Consider the following 17,883-nt stretch of genomic DNA (forward strand, 5'->3'; position numbering starts at 1 on the left):
ACGCGGAACGGCCCGCGCATCTCGCGATACGCGGGCCGTTCGAGCCGGAGATCCGGCGGGGTGTTACTTCTTGTCGTCTTCGACGACCGCGTCGTCGGCGGCAGCCTCGGCGGCGGCGCCCTCTTCGGGCGACTCCGAACCTGCGTCGGCGGCGGCGTCGTCCGCAGCATCCGCGTCGGCGACGGCATCGGTGGCCTCGTCTTCGACGGGCTCCTCGACCGGGGCGGCGGCGGCCGGAGCCGTGCGCTTCGCCGAGCTCGCCTTGGGCGTCACGGGCTCGAGAACGAGCTCGATGACGGCCATGGGGGCGTTGTCGCCCTTGCGGTTGCCGATCTTGGTGATGCGGGTGTAGCCGCCCTGGCGCTCGGCGACCAGGGGCGCGATCTCGGTGAAGAGCGTGTGAACGACGTCCTTGTCACCGATGACGCTCAGCACGCGACGACGCGCGTGCAGGTCGCCGCGCTTGCCGAACGTGATGAGACGCTCAGCGAGCGGACGGAGGCGCTTTGCCTTCGTCTCGGTCGTCTGAATCGACTTGTGCGTGAACAGTGCCGCGGCGAGGTTCGCCAGCAGGAGACGCTCGTGGGCCGGACCGCCGCCGAGGCGGGGACCCTTCGTGGGCTTGGGCATAGTGATTTACTCCAGTGGAATCGAGGCGGAAGCCGGGATCAGACGGTCTCGTCGTCGTAGCCGCTGTAGAACTGGGCGCCGTCGAAACCGGGCACCGAGTCCTTGAGCGACAGTCCGAGCGACGTGAGCTTGTCACGAACCTCGTCGACCGACTTCTGACCGAAGTTGCGGATGTTCATCAGCTGCGTCTCCGAGAGGGCGACGAGCTCGGACACCGTGTTGATGCCCTCGCGCTTCAGGCAGTTGTACGAACGGACCGAGAGGTCGAGGTCTTCGATCGGCATCGACAGCTCGTTCGAAAGGACGGTCTCGACCGGCGCGGGGCCGATCTCGATGCCCTCGGCCTCGACGTTCAGCTCGCGAGCGAGGCCGAACAGCTCGGTCAGCGTGCGACCGGCCGACGCGACCGCGTCGCGCGGGGCGATGGACGACTTCGACTCGACATCGAGGATGAGCTTGTCGAAGTCGGTGCGCTCACCGGCACGAGTGGCCTCGACGCGGTAGCTGACCTTCAGCACGGGCGAGTAGATCGAGTCGATCGGCACCTGGCCGGCCTCGGCGTACTCGTTGCGGTTCTGGGTAGCCGACACGTAGCCGCGGCCACGCTCGATCGTCAGCTCGAGCTCGAACTTCGCGGTGTCGTTCAGTGTCGCGATGACGAGCTCGGGGTTGTGCACCTCGACGCCGGCGGGGGCGGAGATGTCGGCCGCGGTGACCTCACCGGAGCCGGTCTTGCGCAGGTAGGCCGTGATGGGCTCGTCGCGCTCGCTCGAGACGACGAGCTGCTTGATGTTGAGGATGATCTCGGTGACGTCCTCTTTCACACCCGGGATGGTGCTGAACTCGTGCAGCACTCCATCGATACGGATGCTGGTGACGGCCGCACCGGGGATCGACGAGAGGAGGCTGCGACGCAGGGCGTTGCCGATCGTGTAACCGAAGCCGGGCTCGAGCGGCTCGATGATGAAACGGCTGCGGAACTCCCCGACCTTCTCCTCGGTCAGAGTGGGACGCTGTGCGATAAGCACGATGTGTTCCTTTCGATCACGTATCCGCTATATGACACGTGCAATGGGTGAGGTATTGAGTTGTGGTCGAGCGGATGCTGCGGCCACCGAAACGGGTGGCCGCAGCATCCACGGTCGACGGGTGTCAGACGCGACGGCGCTTCGGCGGGCGGCAGCCGTTGTGCGCCTGCGGGGTGACGTCCTGGATCGATCCGACCTCGAGGCCGGCGGCCGTGAGCGAACGGATCGCGGTCTCGCGGCCGGAGCCCGGACCCTTCACGAAGACGTCGACCTTCTTCACGCCGTGCTCCTGCGCCTGGCGGGCGGCCGACTCTGCGGCGAGACCTGCGGCGAAGGGCGTCGACTTGCGCGAGCCCTTGAAGCCCACGCCGCCGGACGATGCCCAGCTGATGACCGCACCCGAGGGGTCGGTGATCGAAACGATCGTGTTGTTGAACGTCGACTTGATGTGGGCGTGGCCCAGCGCGATGTTCTTCTTCTCCTTGCGGCGCGGCTTGCGCGCTGCGGACTTGGGGGTAGCCATGATTCTCCTGAAACCTCAGCGCCGGCGCAGGCCTAGCGCGCCTTCTTCTTGCCGGCGACGGTGCGCTTCGGGCCCTTGCGGGTGCGAGCGTTCGTCTTGGTGCGCTGTCCGCGCACGGGAAGACCGCGACGGTGGCGGATGCCCTCGTACGAGCCGATCTCGACCTTGCGGCGGATGTCGGCGGCGACCTCACGGCGGAGATCACCCTCGACCTTGTAGGCGGCCTCGATGTGATCGCGCAGGGCGATCAGCTGGTCGTCGGTGAGGTCCTTCACACGGATGTCGGGGCTGATGCCCGTCGCCGTGAGGATCTCTTCGGAACGGGTACGGCCAACGCCGTAGATGTAGGTCAGGGCGATGATCACGCGCTTGTCACGCGGGATGTCTACGCCGGCGAGACGTGCCATGCGACTCTCCTAGGAGTGTTGTGGAGGTGTGGAGCAGGATCGGTGCCCGGGCCTCCGCCCGAGGTGTCACCTCCGTCTTCGGTCTTCGAGCGGGTCGAAGGGCCGATGGCGGAGGATCTGATCCTGCCGGTGTGTCTTCAGTTGCGAGTTTCGAGGTGCGGCGCAGGCTGCGATGAGACGGCCTGGCGCAGCATCCGTCAGCCCTGGCGCTGCTTGTGACGCGGGTTGCTCTTGCAGATCACCATCACCCGGCCGTGACGGCGGATGACCTTGCAGTGGTCGCAGATGGGCTTGACGCTGGGGTTTACCTTCATGATTTCCTGCTTCGCTGTCTTCGTTCCCCGCACCGCGGCACGGGGACGTTACTTCTCGACCGGCCTAGCGGTAGCGGTAGACGATTCGACCGCGCGTGAGGTCGTAGGGGCTCAGCTCTACGACGACGCGGTCTTCGGGGATGATGCGGATGTAGTTCTGTCGCATCTTGCCCGAGATCGTGGCGAGCACCTTGTGTCCGTTGGTGAGCTCGACGCGGAACATCGCGTTGGGCAGCGCCTCGGAGATTGTGCCCTCGATCTCGATGACACCGTCTTTCTTCGCCATATACTCGCTATCACTTGGAGACCGGTCGGTCTGCGTTGGATGGGTGTCGGTGCAGAAGCACGCCAAAGTAGGCGCAACGCACCAAAGAACGAGCATACGCCACGCGCCGCCGTGCGGCAACTTCGCCCCGCCCCTGCGCCCCCGACGCCGTGAATCAACACGTCTGCGATCGAATCAACCGTCGATTGTCGCGTCAGAACGTTGATCGAGGCACCTCGAAGTGGATTCGCAGATGCGGCACGGGGGCGCTGACGCCGAAGGCGGCGAGGTGACGTCGGAAAGAGGCCGGGCTGGCGATGTGCGACCAGCCCCATCGCAGCACCGGACGACCCGTGGTTCCGCGGATCCAGTCCTCCCTGGCCTTCTCTGCGAGCACCGCCGCAGCCGTCGACTGCCCCGCGAGCATCTGCGGGTCGGTGTACTTCGCCTGGCCGTCGAACTCCCCCCACGCGGGTACATCGTCCAGACCGAGGTCGATGACCCACTCCTCGCCGTTCGGTCCCGTGACCGGCACCTGCAGGCGCGGCCGGTCGAACCCGAATCGTTCGAGATAGAGACGGCTGATGCTCTCCCCCGGCCGTTGCGCACGGCCGTCGGCGAACTCGAGCACCCACCTGGCCTGGACGATGCCGCGAGCACCGCCGCGTCGGGCCAGGTGCTCCCGCATCTCCGTACGCCAGAGCTCAGCGGCGACCGCGTCATAGGTGCGCGTGTCCTCGCGCCATGCGACCGACCGCATCGCCGCGTCGGCGAGCGAGACCGCCGACTCCAGGGGCAGATGACCGATGAGGTCGCAGACGGTGCGCATCAGGCTCGTCACGCTCACACCGAACCGCGTCGTCACGTCGGAAGCCGTCAGATCCGCCCGATGACGCGCGACGAGCCGATCCGACGCCACCCGCCCGTTCGCCCTCGCCGAGACCAGGTGCACCTTCTTCGGCGAGATCCGCGTGATCGGCAGAAGCAAGAACGCGGCCGCTGTCGTGTGCGACGCTATTGCGCGTTCCGAGCGCGCAGCACCGAAGACCGCGAGCCCCTGGGCCACCTGGCGACCCTCGCTGTACAAGGTCGCCCAGTACGCCGCATCCATGTACCACCCGCGGTACACACGGACGAGCCTCCCCTCACGCAGGTCGGCTTCGATGGAGGCACGGGTGCGTCCGGTGGCGCGGAGCTCCGCTGTCGACAGAAGATGAGCACCGATCTCGGGGATATCCATCCCCACACCGTGCCGCGCTCCCCGAGTCCGTAGTCCGCGCGCTCAACTATCGCGAGCAACCGACACCCGTTCCCTGCCTGTGCAGGAGGCAACGGTGCGCGCGAATCAACAACCGAACGCGCGAATCCACATCCGCACGCAGCATTCGGCGGTGGATTCACGCAACAGAATGGTGTTTCGGGTCAGCTGAAGCGGGCGACGATGTCGGCCTGCGGGTCACCCGTGAGGTCGGTCTGGTTCGTGAGGGTCTGGCCGTTCACGACGATCGTCGGGGTCGAGATGCCCCCGGCCCCCGACTGCACCGGCGTCTCGCGCGTCTTCGCGGTGACGTAGCGGCTGTAGGTTCCGTCGGTGATGCAGGATGCGACGCCCTCTCCCGCTCCGACGCTCTCGGCGATGCTCGTGAGGGTGGCGTCGTCGAGACCGGTGGACTGCTCCTGCGGCTGGTTCTCGTAGAGGGCCTGCAGGAAGGGCAACGCGTTGGCCGGGTCGTCGGCCGCGACGCAGTACATGGCGTTCGCCGAGCGTGTCGAGTACTCCGTGCCCTGCGAGGCGCGGTCGAGGATCGAGATCGGGTGGATGTTGAGGGTGATCGTGCCGTCGTCGGCGAGCTGCGAGAGCGTCGAGCCGTAGGTCTGCTCGAAGTTGTTGCAGATCGGGCACATGAAGTCGACGTACGTGTCGACGGTGTTGGGGCCGCTTCCGACCGCGATCGCACCGGTCTCCTGGTTGATCGCGGAGCTCTCGGGGGCCGGGCCCGGCGAGGCCGCCTGCGAGTTCGAGAACCACACGATGCCCCCGACCGCGACGATCACCACAACGACAGCGGCGCTCACCCAGATCGCGAACCAGTTCGTCTTACCCGCAGCCATGCTCTATCCGATCACTCGTGGAACGACGCCGAAGGGCGCCAACTTCGCGGCTCCTCCGTCGGGCGACGTCAGAACCCAGATGCCTCCATCGTGCACCGCGACGCTATGTTCCCAATGTGAGCCGGGCGACCCGTCCACGCTCGTCACGGTCCAGTCGTCGTCTTCGACGAAGGTCTCCTGATCGCCCGCGACCACCATCGGTTCGATCGCTACGGCGAGCCCCGGTCGCACCTCGGGACCGGGGTCGCTGATGCGGTAATTGAAGACGCTGGGCGCCTCGTGCATCTTGCGCCCGATCCCGTGACCGACGTAGTCGCGCAGGATGCCGTAGCCCCCCTCGGGGGCGTTCGCCTCGACGTAAGCCTCGATCGCCGTGCCGACCTCGCCCAGCCGCGACGCAGACGCCAGCGCGGCGATCCCGGCCCAGAGCGACCCCTCGGTCACGTCCGACAGGCGCCGACGCTCCTCGACGATCGCGGCGGGAGCGTCACCGGGCACGATCACCGTGAACGCGGAGTCGCCGTTCCAGCCCTCGAACTGGGCACCGGCGTCGACCGAGACGATGTCGCCCGGCTCGAGCACGCGCTCCCCCGGGATGCCGTGCACGACCTGGTCGTTCACCGACACGCAGATCGTGTGGCGGTACCCGCGCACCATCTGGAAGTTCGACTGCGCACCGCGGGCCCGGAGCACGGCGGATGCTGCGGCGTCGAGCTCGATCGTTCGCACACCCGGTGCGATCATCGCGCGCACCGCGTCGAGCGCGGCGGCGGTGATCAGTCCGGGTTCGACCATTGCCCGCAGCTGGGCGGGCGACTTGTAGATCGAGGTGCGGAAGCGCACGTCAGACGGAGCGGGAGAGCCCGCGGGCGTCCAGCGCCGCGAAGATGCGTGCCGTCACCTCGTCGAACGACCCGACGCCGTCGATTTCGTCGACCACGCCACGGGTTCCGTAGACACCGAGGATCGGCGCCGTCTCGGACTCGTAGATCGACAGACGGTGCGCGATGACCTCTTCGGTGTCGTCGGCACGACCCTGCTCCTGCGCGCGCTTGCGCAGTCGGTCGATCGACTCGTCACGGGGAACCACGAGAGCGATCACCGCGTCGAGCGACTCGTCGCGCCCTTCGAGGAACTCGTCGAGGTGCAGCACCTGACCGAGGTTGCGGGGGTATCCGTCGAGAAGGAAGCCGTCCGCAGCATCCGCCTGCGAGAGACGGTCGCGGACGACGGCGCTGGTGAGCTCGTCGGGAACGAGGCGGCCGGCATCGATGATCTCTTTGACCTGCAGGCCCAGATCGGTTCCTTCAGCCACATTCGCACGGAAGACGTCGCCCGTGGAGACCACGGGGATGCCGAACGACTCCGCGATGCGCACGCCCTGCGTGCCCTTGCCGGAACCCTGCGGGCCGACGATGAGAAGGCGCGCCATCAGCGGAGGAGCCCTTCGTAGTGACGCTGCTGCAGCTGGGCGTCGATCTGCTTCACGGTCTCGAGGCCGACACCGACGATGATGAGGATCGAAGCGCCGCCGAACGGGAAGTTCTGGTTGGCACCGACCGTCGCCAGGGCGATGAGCGGCAGGAGCGCGATCAGACCGAGGTAGATCGAGCCCGGCAGGGTGATGCGGGTCAGCACGTAGTCGAGGTACTCGGCCGTCGGGCGTCCGGCACGGATGCCGGGGATGAACCCGCCGTACTTCTTCATGTTGTCGGCGACGTCGACCGGGTTGAACGTGATCGCCACGTAGAAGTAGGTGAAGCCGATGATGAGCAGGAAGTACGTCGCCATGTAGACCGGCTGGTCACCGGACGTGAAGTACTGCTGGATCCACGCGACCCAGCCCGGAACCTCCTGGCCCGGCTGCGGCTGGTTGAACTGCGCGATGAGCGCGGGGATGTACAGCAGCGACGAGGCGAAGATGACGGGCACGACGCCGGCCATGTTGACCTTGATCGGGATGTAGGTGTTCGATCCGCCGTAGGTGCGTCGGCCGACCATGCGCTTCGCGTACTGCACCGGAATGCGTCGCTGCGACTGTTCGACGAAGACCACCAGCGCGACGACCACGACGCCGACCGCCAGGACCATGAGGAAGACCTCGAAACCGCGGGCGGCCCAGATCGAGCCCATCGCCGACGGGAACGTCGCCGCGATCGAGGTGAAGATGAGGATCGACATTCCGTTGCCGACACCGCGCTCGGTGACCAGCTCGGCGAACCACATGATGAGGCCGGTACCGGCGGTCAGCGTGATGATCATGAGCAGCTGAGCCCACCACACGTCGTTGGTGAGGAGCTGCTGGCACTCGGGGATGCTGGTGGCGCCGAAGAGCTGGCCCGACCGTGCGACCGTGACCAGCGTCGTCGACTGGAGGAGCGCGAGGGCGATCGTGAGGTAACGCGTGTACTGCGTCAGCTTGCTCTGGCCCGCCTGGCCCTCCTTGTAGAGGGTCTCGAAGTGCGGGATCACCACGCGCAGCAGCTGCACGATGATCGTGGCGGTGATGTAGGGCATCACGCCGAGCGCGAAGATCGACAGCTGCAGCAGCGCGCCGCCCGAGAACAGGTTGACGAGCGAGAGGAGACCCTCGGTGCTCCCCGACTGGTCGAGGCACGACTGCACGTTCGGGAAGTTCACGAACGGCGTCGGGACGTGCGCACCCAGACGGTAGATGGCGATGATCGCGAGAGTGAAGCCGATCTTCCTCCGCAGGTCGGGTGTGCGGAACACCCGCGCGATGGCGCTGAACAAGGGGACTCCTCCGGAATGGTTCCGCGCGCACAGAGAGCGCACAAGAAGCCAGCGTAGCCCAGCCGGGCGCGCGGGGTGGTCCGCGCCTCCCGACTGGAACGGCAACAGGGGCCGGAGGAAGCCTCCGACCCCTGTCATGGGTGTTACTGAACGGTGCCGCCCGCGGCGACGATCTTCTGCTCGGCGGAACCCGAGACCTTGTCGACCGACACGGTGAGCTTCACCGAGATGTCGCCGGTGCCGAGCACCTTGACCTTCTCGTTCTTGCGAACCGCGCCCTTGGCGACGAGGCCCGCGATGGTGACCTCTCCGCCCTCGGGGTACAGCTCGGCGAGCTTGTCGAGGTTGACCACCTGGTACTCGACGCGGAACGGGTTCTTGAACCCGCGCAGCTTCGGCGTACGCATGTGGAGGGGCATCTGCCCACCCTCGAAGCCGACGCGCACCTGGTAACGAGCCTTCGTTCCCTTGGTACCGCGACCGGCGGTCTTACCCTTCGAGCCCTCACCGCGACCCACGCGGGTCTTGGCCTTGTGGGCGCCGGGGACGGGACGGAGGTGGTGCACCTTCAGCACACCCGGGCGGGTGGCAGGAGCTTCCTTCGTCTTCGCCGCAGCGGCAGGCTTCTTGGCGGCGGGCTTGCGCGCCGGAGCCTTCTTGGGCTCGGCGGCTTCGGTTTCGTTCTCAGCCATTAGTCGATCTCCTCAACCTTGACGAGGTGGGCGACGGTCTTGACGTAGCCGCGCGTCTGCGCGTCGTCGGGACGAACGACCGAGTCGTTGATCCGCTTCAGACCGAGGCTGCGCAGCGTGTCGCGCTGGTTCTGCTTCTCGCTCACCTTGGACTTGATCTGCGTGACCTTCAGACGGGCGGCCATCAGGCACCTACCTTCTGGGCGGCGATGGCATCGGCCTCGGCACGGACGAGCCGGGCGGGTGCCACCTGGTCGAACTCCAGGCCGCGGCGGGCGGCCACGGCGCGGGGCTCTTCGAGCTGCTTCAGGGCGGCGACCGTCGCGTGCACGATGTTGATCGTGTTCGACGAGCCGAGCGACTTCGACAGGACATCGTGGATGCCGGCGCACTCGAGGACGGCGCGGACCGGACCACCGGCGATAACACCGGTACCGGCAGCGGCCGGACGCAGCAGCACGACGCCGGCAGCAGCTTCGCCCTGCACCGGGTGCGGGATCGTCGATGCGACGCGGGGAACGCGGAAGAAGTTGCGCTTGGCCTCTTCGACACCCTTCGAGATCGCCAGGGGGACCTCGCGGGCCTTGCCGTAACCGACGCCCACGACACCGTTGCCGTCACCGACGACCACCAGGGCGGTGAAGCTGAAGCGCTTTCCACCCTTGGTGACCTTGGCGACACGGTTGATCGTCACGACGCGCTCGAGGAACTGGCTCTTGTCGTCGCGCGAACCGCGGTCACGCTGGTTGGCGTTGCGCTCACGGCCACCGCGACGCGGCTCGCGCTCGCGCTCGGCGGGCGCCTGGGCTGCAGCAGCCGGCGCCTCGGCGGGCGCGGTCTGCTCGGCATCCACTGCCACTTCGGTCTCCTTGTTGTCGCTCACAGGTTCAGCCCCTTCTCGCGGGCGCCATCGGCGATCGCTGCAACGCGTCCGGCGTAGCGGTTGCCGCCACGGTCGAACACGGCGTCGGTCACGCCGGCGGCGATCGCACGCTCGGCGACGAGCTCGCCGACCTTGCGCGCCTTGGCGGTCTTGTCGCCGTCGAGGCCGCGGAGGTCGGTCTCGAGGGTCGACGCGGAGGCCAGCGTGCGGCCCTTGCTGTCATCGACGAGCTGCACGAAGACGTGACGCGCCGAGCGGGTGACGACGAGACGAGGACGGGCCTCGCTGCCGACGATCTTCTTGCGAAGGCGGGCGTGACGACGCGCGCGTGCTTCGCTCTTTGTCTTGAGAGCCATGGCTACTTACCACTCTTTCCGGCCTTGCGGCGCACGACCTCGCCCGCGTACCGCACACCCTTGCCCTTGTACGGCTCGGGCTTGCGGATCTTGCGGATGTTGGCGGCGGCCTCACCGACGGCCTGCTTGTCGATGCCGCTCACGGTGACCTTGTTGTTGCCTTCGACCGTGAGGGTGATTCCCGCGGGGGGCTCGACGAGAACCGGGTGCGAGAAGCCGAGGGCGAACTCGACCGAGCTGCCCTTCTGTGCGACGCGGTAACCCGTGCCGACGACCTCGAGACCCTTGGTGTACCCCGTGGTGACACCGATGATGTTGTTGCTGATGAGCGTGCGGGTCAGCCCGTGGAGCGACCGCGACTCGCGCTCGTCGTCGGGACGGCTGACGAGAACCTGGTTCTCCTCGACCTTGACCTCGAGCGGGCGCGACACGGTGAGCGTGAGCTCACCCTTGGGGCCCTTGACTGCCACATCCTGGCCGGCCACCGTAACGGTGACGCCGGCGGGGATGTCGATGGGAAGACGTCCGATTCGCGACATGTCAGATCACCACACGTAGGCGAGGACTTCTCCGCCCACGCCCTTCTGGTCGGCCTGGCGGTCGGTGAGAAGACCGGAGGAAGTGGACAGGATGGCAACGCCGAGGCCACCGAGCACGGTGGGGATCTCGGAGGACTTCGCGTAGACCCGCAGACCGGGCTTCGACACGCGCTTGATGCCGGCGATCGACCGCTCGCGGTTCGGGCCGTACTTCAGCGTGAGGGTCAGGGTCTGACCGACGCGGGCGTCTTCGACGATCCAGTCGGAGATGTAACCCTCCTGCTTGAGGATGTCGGCGATGTGGGTCTTGAGCTTCGAGCTCGGCAGCGACACGGAGTCGTGGTGCGCCGAGTTCGCGTTGCGCAGACGGGTCAGCATATCTGCGACCGGGTCTGTCATCGTCATGTGATGCTTCTTTCGTTCATGAGGTTTCGGCTGCCGTTACGCGGCAGACGACCTTCGATGATGGATGGCTTATGCCTGGGTCTCGGCGGCCTGGAAGGGGAAACCGAGCTGCCGCAGCAGCGAGCGGCCCTCGTCGTCCGTCTTCGCGGTGGTCACGACAGTGATGTCGAAACCGCGAACACGGTCGATGCGGTCCTGGTCGATCTCGTGGAACACCGACTGCTCCTGGAGGCCGAACGTGTAGTTGCCGTTGCCGTCGAACTGCTTCGACGACAGACCGCGGAAGTCGCGGATACGGGGAAGCGCGAGGTTCACGAGGCGGTCGAGGAACTCCCACGCGCGGTCGCCGCGGAGGGTGACGTGAGCGCCGATGGCCTGGCCCTCGCGCAGCTTGAACTGCGCGATGGACTTGCGGGCCTTGGTGACGACCGGCTTCTGGCCGGTGATCTTGACGAGGTCGTCGACCGCGCCATCGATCACCTTGCTGTCGCGAGCTGCCTCGCCGACACCGGTGTTCACGACGACCTTCACGAGACCGGGGATCTGCATGACGTTCGAGTAACCGAACTCTTCCTGCAGAGCCTTCTGGATCTCGTTCTTGTACTTCTGCTTCAGGCGCGGCTGGATTTTGCCAGCGGGCGCGGCAGTATCGGTGCTCATATTCAGAGGTCCTTGCCTGACTTCTTCGCGAAACGAACGCGAACGGTCCGCTTCACGCCGTCCTTGACCTGCTCCTCGACGCGGTGGCCGACGCGGGTCGGCTTCTTGCTCGAGGGGTCGACCAGGGCGACGTTGGAGATGTGGATGGGGGCTTCGAAGGTCTCGATGCCACCCGTCTTGGTTCCGCGCTGGGTCTGGCCCACGCGGGTGTGCTTGGTGACGTAGTTCACGCCCTCGACGATGACGCGGTTCTGCTCGACAAGGATCTCGAGGACCTTGCCCTGCTTACCGCGGTCGCCGCCGCGCTCGGGCTTGGCGCCCGAGATGACCTGAACCAGGTCGCCCTTTTTGATCTTCGCCATGATCAGATGACCTCCGGTGCCAGCGAGACGATCTTCATGAACTTCTTGTCACGAAGCTCACGACCGACCGGCCCGAAGATGCGGGTGCCGCGGGGCTCCCCGTCGGTCTTCAGGATCACGGCGGCGTTCTCGTCGAACTTGATGTACGAGCCGTCGGGGCGACGGGTGTGCTTGATGACGCGCACGACGACAGCCTTGACGACGTCGCCCTTCTTGACGTTTCCGCCAGGGATCGCGTCCTTGACCGTCGCCACGATGACATCACCGATGCCCGCGTACCGACGGTTGGAGCCGCCGAGCACACGGATGGTGAGCAGCTCCTTGGCGCCGGTGTTGTCGGCGACCTTGAGGCGGGATTCGTTCTGAATCATGGGTTACTTCGCCTTCTCGAGGACCTCGACCAGACGCCACCGCTTGGTGGCGCTGAGCGGACGGGTCTCGTTGATCAGCACGAGGTCGCCGATGCCGGCGGAGTTCGTCTCGTCGTGCGCCTTCACCTTGGAGGTGCGACGGATGACCTTGCCGTAGAGCGGGTGCTTCACGCGGTCTTCGACCTCGACGACGATGGTCTTGTCCATCTTGTCGCTGGTGACGTAGCCACGGCGCGACTTGCGGTAACCGCGAGCGTCCGCGTCGCGCACATCGCGCTCGGAGCTCTCGTGTCCCTTGGCCTGCACGGCCTCGTCCACGACGGGCGCCTCGGCGGCCGCAGCTGCCTTGGTCGACGCCTTGCGGGCGGGAGCCGTCTTCTTCTCGGTGGTCTCAGCCATCACTCGGCCTCTTCCTTCGCGGCCGAGTCAGCGGCATCCGCCTTCTTGGCCTTGGTCTTCTTCGCCTTCGTCGCCTCCACCGGAGCGGGAGTGGCACGGATGCCGAGCTCGCGCTCACGGATGACGGTGTAAAGCCGCGCGATGTCGCGCTTGACGGCGCGGATGCGGCCGTGGCTCTCGAGCTGGCCGGTGGCCGACTGGAAGCGCAGGTTGAACAGCTCTTCCTTGGCCTTGCGCAGCTCTTCGACCAGACGCTGGTCTTCGAACGTGTCGAGCTCGCTCGGGGCGAGCTGCTTGGTGCCGATCGCCATTACGCGTCGCCCTCCTCGCGCTTGATGATGCGTGCCTTGAGGGGCAGCTTGTGAATTGCCCGGGTGAGCGCCTCGCGAGCGAGGGACTCGTCGACACCGGAGACCTCGAAGAGGACCCGGCCCGGCTTGACGTTCGCGACCCACCACTCGGGCGAACCCTTACCGGAACCCATGCGGGTTTCGGCGGGCTTCTTGGTCAACGGACGGTCGGGGTAGATGTTGATCCACACCTTTCCACCACGCTTGATGTGACGCGTCATGGCGATACGAGCGGACTCGATCTGACGGTTGGTCACATAGGCGGGAGTCAGTGCCTGGATGCCGTACTCGCCGAAGCTCACCTCGGTGCCGCCGGTCGCCTGACCGGACCGCCCGGGGTGGTGCTGCTTGCGGTACTTGACCTTACGGGGGATGAGCATTACGCCGACGCTCCTTCTGCCACGGGGGCCTCGTTGCGGGGGCTGCGCGGCGGACGGCGGTCGCCGCGGTCGCCACGGTCGTCGCGACCGCGGGACTTCGGCGCGTTGGCCTGCTCGCGAGCGAGCTCCTTGTTGGTCATGTCGCCGTTGTAGATCCAGACCTTCACGCCGATGCGGCCGAAGGTGGTCTTCGCCTCGTAGAAGCCGTAGTCGATGTTCGCGCGGAGCGTGTGCAGGGGCACACGGCCTTCGCGGTAGAACTCCGACCGGCTCATCTCGGCGCCGCCGAGGCGGCCGGAGACCTGGATGCGGACACCCTTGGCGCCGGCGCGCTGTGCACCCTGCATGCCCTTGCGCATCGCGCGGCGGAACGCCACACGACCCACGAGCTGCTCGGCGATGCCCTGCGCGACGAGCTGAGCGTCGGCCTCGGGGTTCTTGACCTCGAGGATGTTCAGCTGGATCTGCTTGCCGGTGAGCTTCTCGAGGTCGGCGCGGATGCGCTCGGCCTCGGCGCCACGACGACCGATCACGATGCCCGGGCGGGCGGTGTGGATGTCGACGCGGACGCGGTCACGGGTGCGCTCGATCTCGATGCTGCTGACACCGGCGCGGTCGAGCGACGTGGTGAGCAGACGACGGATCTTGATGTCCTCCGCCACGTAGTCGGCGTAGCGCTGACCCGGCTTCGTCGAGTCGGAGAACCACCGGGACACGTGGTCCGTGGTGATACCGAGGCGGAAGCCGTACGGGTTGACTTTCTGGCCCATTACTTGCTCGCCTTCTTGGTCGGGGTTCCGGCCTCGGCCGTCGGCGCCTCGGGCGTCGACAGCACGACCGTGATGTGGCTCGTGCGCTTCTTGATCTGGAAAGCGCGGCCCTGGGCACGGGGACGGAAGCGCTTCAGCGTCGCGCCCTCATCGACGTACGCGTTCGCGACGAACAGATCCTGGTCGTCGAGGTACTCGTTCGTCTTGTCGGCCGTGACCCGAGCGTTCGCCATCGCCGAGGCGACGAGCTTGTAGATCGGCTCGCTCGCGCCCTGCGGCGCGAACTTCAGGATGGCGAGGGCCTCAGCGGCCTGCTTGCCCTTGATGAGCGCAACGACACGACGAGCCTTCTGAGGGGTCACGCGGATGTGTCGCACGCGTGCGATGGACTCCACCATTTCTCTCTCCTCTAGCGCCCCCGCGTCAGCGGCGGCGGCCCTTCTTGTCGTCCTTCTCATGGCCGCGGAAGGTGCGGGTGGGCGCGAACTCGCCCAGTTTGTGGCCCACCATGGTCTCGGTCACGAACACGGGGATGTGCTTGCGACCGTCGTGCACGGCCACGGTGTGGCCGAGCATGGCGGGGATGATCATCGATCGACGCGACCAGGTCTTGATCACGTTCTTGGTACCGGCTTCGTTCTGCGACACGACCTTGCGAAGCAGGTGCTCGTCGACGAAGGGGCCCTTCTTAAGACTGCGTGGCATCTTCTGTTCCTACCTACTTGCGCTTCTTGCCGGCGGTACGACGACGGACGATGAGCTTGTCGCTCTCCTTGTTGGGGTGGCGGGTGCGCCCCTCCTTCTGACCCCACGGGGTCACGGGGTGACGTCCACCGGACGTCTTGCCCTCACCACCACCGTGCGGGTGGTCGACCGGGTTCATCGCGACACCGCGGACGGTCGGGCGGATGCCCTTCCAACGGTTGCGACCGGCCTTGCCCCAGTTGATGTTCGACTGCTCGGCGTTGCCGACCTCGCCGATCGTGGCGCGGCAGCGCACGTCGACGTTGCGGATCTCGCCCGAGGGCAGACGCAGCTGGGCGTACGGGCCATCCTTGGCGACCAGACGCACGGATGCGCCGGCCGAACGCGCCAGCTTCGCGCCGCCGCCGGGGCGGAGCTCGATGGCGTGGATGACCGTACCGGTCGGGATGTTGCGCAGCGGCAGGTTGTTGCCGGGCTTGATGTCAGCACCGGCACCCGACTCGATGACGTCGCCCTGCGACAGCTTGTTCGGCGCGATGATGTAGCGCTTCTCGCCGTCCGCGTAGTGCAGCAGCGCGATGCGCGCGGTGCGGTTGGGGTCGTACTCGATGTGAGCGACCTTGGCGTCGATGCCGTCCTTGTCGTTGCGACGGAAGTCGATCAGACGGTACTGGCGCTTGTGGCCGCCACCGATGTGACGCGTGGTGATGCGGCCCTGGTTGTTGCGGCCACCGGTCTTCGACAGCGGTCGGAGCAGCGACTTCTCAGGCGTCGATCGCGTGATCTCGGCGAAGTCTGCCACCGACGAACCGCGGCGACCCGGGGTCGTGGGCTTGTACTTGCGAATAGCCATGTTCTGTAGTCCTCAGTCCCGACCGTCAGCCGACTGCCGTGAAGATGTCGATGGTGCCCGACTTCAGCGTGACGATGGCGCGCTTGGTGTCCTTGCGCTTGCCGAGGCCGAAGCGGGTGCGACGCGCCTTGCCGACGCGGTTGATGGTGTTCACCGCGGCGACCTTGACGTCGAAGATCTTCTCGATGGCGAGCTTGATCTCGGTCTTGGTGGCGCGGGTGTCCACGTAGAACGTGTACTTGCCCTCGTCGATGAGCCCGTAGCTCTTCTCCGAGACGACCGGCTTCAGGATGATGTCGCGCGGGTCCTTGTTTACGGTCATGCCGACACCTCCTGGGTGGTCGCCGACTTCGACGCGACGAAGGCGTCGTACGCGGCCTTGGTGAAGACGATGTCGTCCGAGACGAGCACGTCGTACGCGTTGAGCTGGTCGAACGTGAGGACGTGGACGTACGCGAGGTTGCGGACGCTCTTCACGGCGACGTCGTCGCCGCGCTCGATGACGACCAGCACGTTCTTCGTCGCCGAGAGGGCACCGAGCACGGATGCTGCGGCCTTCGTCGACGGCGTGCCGTCGAACCCGAACGAGTCGATGATGTGGAGACGGTCGCCGCGTGCGCGGTCGCTCAGTGCGCCGAGGAGGGCGGCCGAGATCATCTTCTTGGGGGTCCGCTGCCCGTAGTCGCGGGGCTTCGGACCGTGGACGATGCCACCACCGGTCATGTGGGGAGCACGGATCGAACCCTGACGGGCGTTACCGGTTCCCTTCTGCTTGAACGGCTTGCGGCCGGCACCGGAGACCTCACCACGACGCTTGGTCGAGTGGGTTCCCTGGCGAGCCGCCGCGCGCTGCGCGACGACGACCTGGTGGATCAGCGGAATGTTCGTCTTGACGTCGAAGATCGCGGCGGGCAGCTCCACGGAGCCAGCCTTCTTGCCGTCTGCCTTCAGCACGTCGAGCGCGAGAGTCGAGTCAGCCATGAGTTCAGGCACCCTTCACTGCGTTGCGGACGTAGACGATGCGGCCACGTGCGCCGGGGACGGCGCCCTTGACGAGCAGCAGACCCTTCTCGGCGTCGACGGCGTGCACCGTGAGGTTGAGGACGGTCACGCGCTCGCCGCCCATACGGCCGGCCATGCGCATGCCCTTGAAAACACGGCTCGGGGTCGACGATGCGCCGATCGAACCGGGCTTGCGGTGGTTGCGGTGCGAACCGTGCGATGCCGAGACGCCCTTGAAGTTGTGACGCTTCATGACACCGGCGGTTCCCTTGCCCTTGCTGGTGCCGACGACGTCGACCAGCTGGCCGGCCTCGAAGAGGCCTTCCGCGGTGAGTTCCTGCCCGAGCGAGTAGTCGCCGGCGTCCGCGGTGCGGATCTCGGTGACGTGACGACGGGGGGTGACGCCCGCGGCCTCGAAGTGGGCCGTCAGGGGCTTGTTCACCTTGCGGGGGTCGATCTGCCCGTAGGCGATCTGCACGGCGTTGTAGCCGTCCTTCTCGGGGGTGCGAACCTGGGTGACCACGTTCGGAGCCACCTCGATGACGGTGACGGGAACGAGCTTGCCGTTGGCATCCCAGACCTGGGTCATGCCCAGCTTGGTGCCCAGCAGGCCCTTGGAAATCTTGGAGTTGATGTCAGCCATGTCGAACCTCAGAGCTTGATCTCGATGTTGACATCGGCCGGGAGGTCGAGACGCATCAGCGAATCGACGGCCTTGGGCGTCGGGTCGATGATGTCGATCAAGCGCTTGTGGGTGCGCATCTCGAAGTGCTCGCGGCTGTCCTTGTACTTGTGCGGCGACCGGATGACCGCGATGACGTTCTTCTCGGTCGGAAGCGGCACGGGGCCGACGACCGTAGCGCCGGCACGGGTCACGGTGTCGACGATCTTGCGCGCGGACGAGTCGAGTCCGGCGTGATCGTACGACTTCAGGCGAATGCGGATCTTCTGTCCCGCCATTGTCTGCTCTCTCTCTTTACGCGTCTTACCCCGGGCCATTCGGACCCGGTGGCATTGGACGCACGACGGCGCTTGCGCGCCCTGGCACTTCTGCTCGCTCTCACGAGCGATGCTGCACCGCTGTTCTGCTGTCAAACCGGCTGCCGAAGCATCCGGCCCGCCC

Annotated in this window: 31 protein-coding genes; all 31 read right to left on the reverse strand. The window is 66.5% G+C overall.

Annotated features, from left to right (window positions below):
• Positions 1-63: 63 nt before the first annotated feature.
• On the reverse strand, positions 64-630 hold the full coding sequence (gene rplQ / locus ABTU82_RS05720) for a 50S ribosomal protein L17 (RefSeq protein WP_116648314.1): 567 nt from the start codon (positions 628-630) through the stop codon (positions 64-66).
• 38 nt (positions 631-668) lie between these two features.
• Complete coding sequence (locus ABTU82_RS05725; RefSeq protein ID WP_116648313.1) at positions 669-1,658, reverse strand: DNA-directed RNA polymerase subunit alpha; 990 nt, start codon at positions 1,656-1,658, stop codon at positions 669-671.
• 124 nt (positions 1,659-1,782) lie between these two features.
• Positions 1,783-2,181, reverse strand: a complete 399-nt coding sequence (gene rpsK, locus ABTU82_RS05730; protein WP_116648312.1) for a 30S ribosomal protein S11 — start codon at positions 2,179-2,181, stop codon at positions 1,783-1,785.
• 32 nt (positions 2,182-2,213) lie between these two features.
• A complete protein-coding gene (gene rpsM, locus ABTU82_RS05735) occupies positions 2,214-2,588 on the reverse strand; it encodes a 30S ribosomal protein S13 (protein WP_116648311.1) in 375 nt (124 codons plus the stop codon).
• Positions 2,589-2,785: 197 nt separating this feature from the next.
• A complete protein-coding gene (rpmJ, locus tag ABTU82_RS05740) occupies positions 2,786-2,902 on the reverse strand; it encodes a 50S ribosomal protein L36 (protein ID WP_005050492.1) in 117 nt (38 codons plus the stop codon).
• A 64-nt stretch (positions 2,903-2,966) separates the two neighbouring features.
• Positions 2,967-3,188 (reverse strand): translation initiation factor IF-1, encoded by a 222-nt coding sequence (infA, locus tag ABTU82_RS05745; RefSeq protein ID WP_116648310.1) that lies wholly within the window; start codon positions 3,186-3,188, stop codon positions 2,967-2,969.
• 193 nt (positions 3,189-3,381) lie between these two features.
• Complete coding sequence (locus ABTU82_RS05750; protein ID WP_407172302.1) at positions 3,382-4,407, reverse strand: hypothetical protein; 1,026 nt, start codon at positions 4,405-4,407, stop codon at positions 3,382-3,384.
• Positions 4,408-4,589: 182 nt separating this feature from the next.
• Positions 4,590-5,279: a DsbA family protein gene (locus ABTU82_RS05755; RefSeq protein ID WP_116648308.1), complete on the reverse strand. Its 690-nt coding sequence runs from the start codon at positions 5,277-5,279 to the stop codon at positions 4,590-4,592.
• A gap of 3 nt (positions 5,280-5,282) precedes the next feature.
• The gene (map, locus tag ABTU82_RS05760; RefSeq protein ID WP_407172304.1) at positions 5,283-6,122 is read right to left on the reverse strand and encodes a type I methionyl aminopeptidase; all 840 of its coding nucleotides are present in this window, start codon (positions 6,120-6,122) and stop codon (positions 5,283-5,285) included.
• 1 nt (position 6,123) lies between these two features.
• Complete coding sequence (locus ABTU82_RS05765; RefSeq protein WP_116648306.1) at positions 6,124-6,711, reverse strand: adenylate kinase; 588 nt, start codon at positions 6,709-6,711, stop codon at positions 6,124-6,126.
• The gene (gene secY / locus ABTU82_RS05770; RefSeq protein WP_116648305.1) at positions 6,711-8,033 is read right to left on the reverse strand and encodes a preprotein translocase subunit SecY; all 1,323 of its coding nucleotides are present in this window, start codon (positions 8,031-8,033) and stop codon (positions 6,711-6,713) included. The genes ABTU82_RS05765 and secY overlap by 1 nt, the downstream gene beginning before the upstream one ends.
• Before the next feature lie 143 nt (positions 8,034-8,176).
• Positions 8,177-8,725 (reverse strand): 50S ribosomal protein L15, encoded by a 549-nt coding sequence (gene rplO, locus ABTU82_RS05775; protein WP_116648304.1) that lies wholly within the window; start codon positions 8,723-8,725, stop codon positions 8,177-8,179.
• Complete coding sequence (rpmD, locus tag ABTU82_RS05780; RefSeq protein ID WP_091484804.1) at positions 8,725-8,910, reverse strand: 50S ribosomal protein L30; 186 nt, start codon at positions 8,908-8,910, stop codon at positions 8,725-8,727. Before rpmD ends, rplO begins: the two co-directional genes overlap by 1 nt.
• Complete coding sequence (gene rpsE / locus ABTU82_RS05785; protein ID WP_187267014.1) at positions 8,910-9,578, reverse strand: 30S ribosomal protein S5; 669 nt, start codon at positions 9,576-9,578, stop codon at positions 8,910-8,912. The genes rpmD and rpsE overlap by 1 nt, the downstream gene beginning before the upstream one ends.
• Before the next feature lie 26 nt (positions 9,579-9,604).
• Positions 9,605-9,964, reverse strand: coding sequence for a 50S ribosomal protein L18 (gene rplR / locus ABTU82_RS05790; protein ID WP_116648303.1), 360 nt, complete (start codon positions 9,962-9,964; stop codon positions 9,605-9,607).
• 2 nt (positions 9,965-9,966) lie between these two features.
• Positions 9,967-10,503: a 50S ribosomal protein L6 gene (rplF, locus tag ABTU82_RS05795; protein WP_116648302.1), complete on the reverse strand. Its 537-nt coding sequence runs from the start codon at positions 10,501-10,503 to the stop codon at positions 9,967-9,969.
• A 6-nt stretch (positions 10,504-10,509) separates the two neighbouring features.
• Positions 10,510-10,908: a 30S ribosomal protein S8 gene (gene rpsH / locus ABTU82_RS05800; protein WP_116648301.1), complete on the reverse strand. Its 399-nt coding sequence runs from the start codon at positions 10,906-10,908 to the stop codon at positions 10,510-10,512.
• Between the two features lie 69 nt (positions 10,909-10,977).
• Positions 10,978-11,568: a 50S ribosomal protein L5 gene (gene rplE, locus ABTU82_RS05805; RefSeq protein ID WP_116648300.1), complete on the reverse strand. Its 591-nt coding sequence runs from the start codon at positions 11,566-11,568 to the stop codon at positions 10,978-10,980.
• A 2-nt stretch (positions 11,569-11,570) separates the two neighbouring features.
• Positions 11,571-11,930: a 50S ribosomal protein L24 gene (gene rplX / locus ABTU82_RS05810; protein WP_116648299.1), complete on the reverse strand. Its 360-nt coding sequence runs from the start codon at positions 11,928-11,930 to the stop codon at positions 11,571-11,573.
• Between the two features lie 2 nt (positions 11,931-11,932).
• Complete coding sequence (gene rplN, locus ABTU82_RS05815) at positions 11,933-12,301, reverse strand: 50S ribosomal protein L14 (protein WP_116648298.1); 369 nt, start codon at positions 12,299-12,301, stop codon at positions 11,933-11,935.
• Between the two features lie 3 nt (positions 12,302-12,304).
• On the reverse strand, positions 12,305-12,700 hold the full coding sequence (gene rpsQ / locus ABTU82_RS05820; protein WP_407172306.1) for a 30S ribosomal protein S17: 396 nt from the start codon (positions 12,698-12,700) through the stop codon (positions 12,305-12,307).
• Positions 12,700-13,011, reverse strand: coding sequence for a 50S ribosomal protein L29 (gene rpmC, locus ABTU82_RS05825; RefSeq protein ID WP_116648297.1), 312 nt, complete (start codon positions 13,009-13,011; stop codon positions 12,700-12,702). The genes rpsQ and rpmC overlap by 1 nt, the downstream gene beginning before the upstream one ends.
• On the reverse strand, positions 13,011-13,430 hold the full coding sequence (gene rplP, locus ABTU82_RS05830) for a 50S ribosomal protein L16 (protein ID WP_116648296.1): 420 nt from the start codon (positions 13,428-13,430) through the stop codon (positions 13,011-13,013). Before rplP ends, rpmC begins: the two co-directional genes overlap by 1 nt.
• Positions 13,430-14,200, reverse strand: coding sequence for a 30S ribosomal protein S3 (gene rpsC / locus ABTU82_RS05835; protein ID WP_116648295.1), 771 nt, complete (start codon positions 14,198-14,200; stop codon positions 13,430-13,432). The genes rplP and rpsC overlap by 1 nt, the downstream gene beginning before the upstream one ends.
• Positions 14,200-14,598: a 50S ribosomal protein L22 gene (gene rplV / locus ABTU82_RS05840; RefSeq protein WP_121148515.1), complete on the reverse strand. Its 399-nt coding sequence runs from the start codon at positions 14,596-14,598 to the stop codon at positions 14,200-14,202. The genes rpsC and rplV overlap by 1 nt, the downstream gene beginning before the upstream one ends.
• A gap of 25 nt (positions 14,599-14,623) precedes the next feature.
• Positions 14,624-14,905 carry a 30S ribosomal protein S19 gene (gene rpsS / locus ABTU82_RS05845; RefSeq protein WP_116648293.1) on the reverse strand — a complete coding sequence of 94 codons (282 nt, stop codon included), beginning with the start codon at positions 14,903-14,905 and terminating at the stop codon, positions 14,624-14,626.
• Positions 14,906-14,918: 13 nt separating this feature from the next.
• The gene (gene rplB / locus ABTU82_RS05850; protein ID WP_116648292.1) at positions 14,919-15,758 is read right to left on the reverse strand and encodes a 50S ribosomal protein L2; all 840 of its coding nucleotides are present in this window, start codon (positions 15,756-15,758) and stop codon (positions 14,919-14,921) included.
• Between the two features lie 25 nt (positions 15,759-15,783).
• The gene (rplW, locus tag ABTU82_RS05855) at positions 15,784-16,080 is read right to left on the reverse strand and encodes a 50S ribosomal protein L23 (RefSeq protein ID WP_116648291.1); all 297 of its coding nucleotides are present in this window, start codon (positions 16,078-16,080) and stop codon (positions 15,784-15,786) included.
• Positions 16,077-16,739, reverse strand: a complete 663-nt coding sequence (gene rplD / locus ABTU82_RS05860; RefSeq protein WP_116648290.1) for a 50S ribosomal protein L4 — start codon at positions 16,737-16,739, stop codon at positions 16,077-16,079. The genes rplW and rplD overlap by 4 nt, the downstream gene beginning before the upstream one ends.
• A 4-nt stretch (positions 16,740-16,743) precedes the next feature.
• On the reverse strand, positions 16,744-17,403 hold the full coding sequence (rplC, locus tag ABTU82_RS05865) for a 50S ribosomal protein L3 (protein WP_116648289.1): 660 nt from the start codon (positions 17,401-17,403) through the stop codon (positions 16,744-16,746).
• Between the two features lie 8 nt (positions 17,404-17,411).
• The gene (gene rpsJ, locus ABTU82_RS05870; RefSeq protein ID WP_116648288.1) at positions 17,412-17,720 is read right to left on the reverse strand and encodes a 30S ribosomal protein S10; all 309 of its coding nucleotides are present in this window, start codon (positions 17,718-17,720) and stop codon (positions 17,412-17,414) included.
• Positions 17,721-17,883 lie beyond the last annotated feature (163 nt).

The sequence above is a fragment of the Microbacterium deferens genome (genome assembly GCF_045517775.1).
Classification (GTDB): Bacteria; Actinomycetota; Actinomycetes; order Actinomycetales; family Microbacteriaceae; genus Microbacterium.

Bases quoted from the DNA above. Each gene is read 5' to 3' on its own strand.
- rplQ (WP_116648314.1), bottom strand. From the start codon at position 630: ATGCCCAAGCCCACGAAGGGTCCCCGCCTCGGCGGCGGTCCGGCCCAC.
- rpsK (WP_116648312.1), bottom strand. From the start codon at position 2,181: ATGGCTACCCCCAAGTCCGCAGCGCGCAAGCCGCGCCGCAAGGAGAAG.
- rpsM (WP_116648311.1), bottom strand. From the start codon at position 2,588: ATGGCACGTCTCGCCGGCGTAGACATCCCGCGTGACAAGCGCGTGATC.
- rpmJ (WP_005050492.1), bottom strand. From the start codon at position 2,902: ATGAAGGTAAACCCCAGCGTCAAGCCCATCTGCGACCACTGCAAGGTC.
- infA (WP_116648310.1), bottom strand. From the start codon at position 3,188: ATGGCGAAGAAAGACGGTGTCATCGAGATCGAGGGCACAATCTCCGAG.
- ABTU82_RS05750 (WP_407172302.1), bottom strand. From the start codon at position 4,407: ATGGATATCCCCGAGATCGGTGCTCATCTTCTGTCGACAGCGGAGCTC.
- ABTU82_RS05755 (WP_116648308.1), bottom strand. From the start codon at position 5,279: ATGGCTGCGGGTAAGACGAACTGGTTCGCGATCTGGGTGAGCGCCGCT.
- ABTU82_RS05765 (WP_116648306.1), bottom strand. From the start codon at position 6,711: ATGGCGCGCCTTCTCATCGTCGGCCCGCAGGGTTCCGGCAAGGGCACG.
- rplO (WP_116648304.1), bottom strand. From the start codon at position 8,725: ATGGCTGAGAACGAAACCGAAGCCGCCGAGCCCAAGAAGGCTCCGGCG.
- rpmD (WP_091484804.1), bottom strand. From the start codon at position 8,910: ATGGCCGCCCGTCTGAAGGTCACGCAGATCAAGTCCAAGGTGAGCGAG.
- rplR (WP_116648303.1), bottom strand. From the start codon at position 9,964: ATGGCTCTCAAGACAAAGAGCGAAGCACGCGCGCGTCGTCACGCCCGC.
- rplF (WP_116648302.1), bottom strand. From the start codon at position 10,503: ATGTCGCGAATCGGACGTCTTCCCATCGACATCCCCGCCGGCGTCACC.
- rpsH (WP_116648301.1), bottom strand. From the start codon at position 10,908: ATGACGATGACAGACCCGGTCGCAGATATGCTGACCCGTCTGCGCAAC.
- rplE (WP_116648300.1), bottom strand. From the start codon at position 11,568: ATGAGCACCGATACTGCCGCGCCCGCTGGCAAAATCCAGCCGCGCCTG.
- rplX (WP_116648299.1), bottom strand. From the start codon at position 11,930: ATGGCGAAGATCAAAAAGGGCGACCTGGTTCAGGTCATCTCGGGCGCC.
- rplN (WP_116648298.1), bottom strand. From the start codon at position 12,301: ATGATTCAGAACGAATCCCGCCTCAAGGTCGCCGACAACACCGGCGCC.
- rpsQ (WP_407172306.1), bottom strand. From the start codon at position 12,700: ATGGCTGAGACCACCGAGAAGAAGACGGCTCCCGCCCGCAAGGCGTCG.
- rpmC (WP_116648297.1), bottom strand. From the start codon at position 13,011: ATGGCGATCGGCACCAAGCAGCTCGCCCCGAGCGAGCTCGACACGTTC.
- rplP (WP_116648296.1), bottom strand. From the start codon at position 13,430: ATGCTCATCCCCCGTAAGGTCAAGTACCGCAAGCAGCACCACCCCGGG.
- rpsC (WP_116648295.1), bottom strand. From the start codon at position 14,200: ATGGGCCAGAAAGTCAACCCGTACGGCTTCCGCCTCGGTATCACCACG.
- rplV (WP_121148515.1), bottom strand. From the start codon at position 14,598: ATGGTGGAGTCCATCGCACGCGTGCGACACATCCGCGTGACCCCTCAG.
- rpsS (WP_116648293.1), bottom strand. From the start codon at position 14,905: ATGCCACGCAGTCTTAAGAAGGGCCCCTTCGTCGACGAGCACCTGCTT.
- rplB (WP_116648292.1), bottom strand. From the start codon at position 15,758: ATGGCTATTCGCAAGTACAAGCCCACGACCCCGGGTCGCCGCGGTTCG.
- rplW (WP_116648291.1), bottom strand. From the start codon at position 16,080: ATGACCGTAAACAAGGACCCGCGCGACATCATCCTGAAGCCGGTCGTC.
- rplD (WP_116648290.1), bottom strand. From the start codon at position 16,739: ATGGCTGACTCGACTCTCGCGCTCGACGTGCTGAAGGCAGACGGCAAG.
- rplC (WP_116648289.1), bottom strand. From the start codon at position 17,403: ATGGCTGACATCAACTCCAAGATTTCCAAGGGCCTGCTGGGCACCAAG.
- rpsJ (WP_116648288.1), bottom strand. From the start codon at position 17,720: ATGGCGGGACAGAAGATCCGCATTCGCCTGAAGTCGTACGATCACGCC.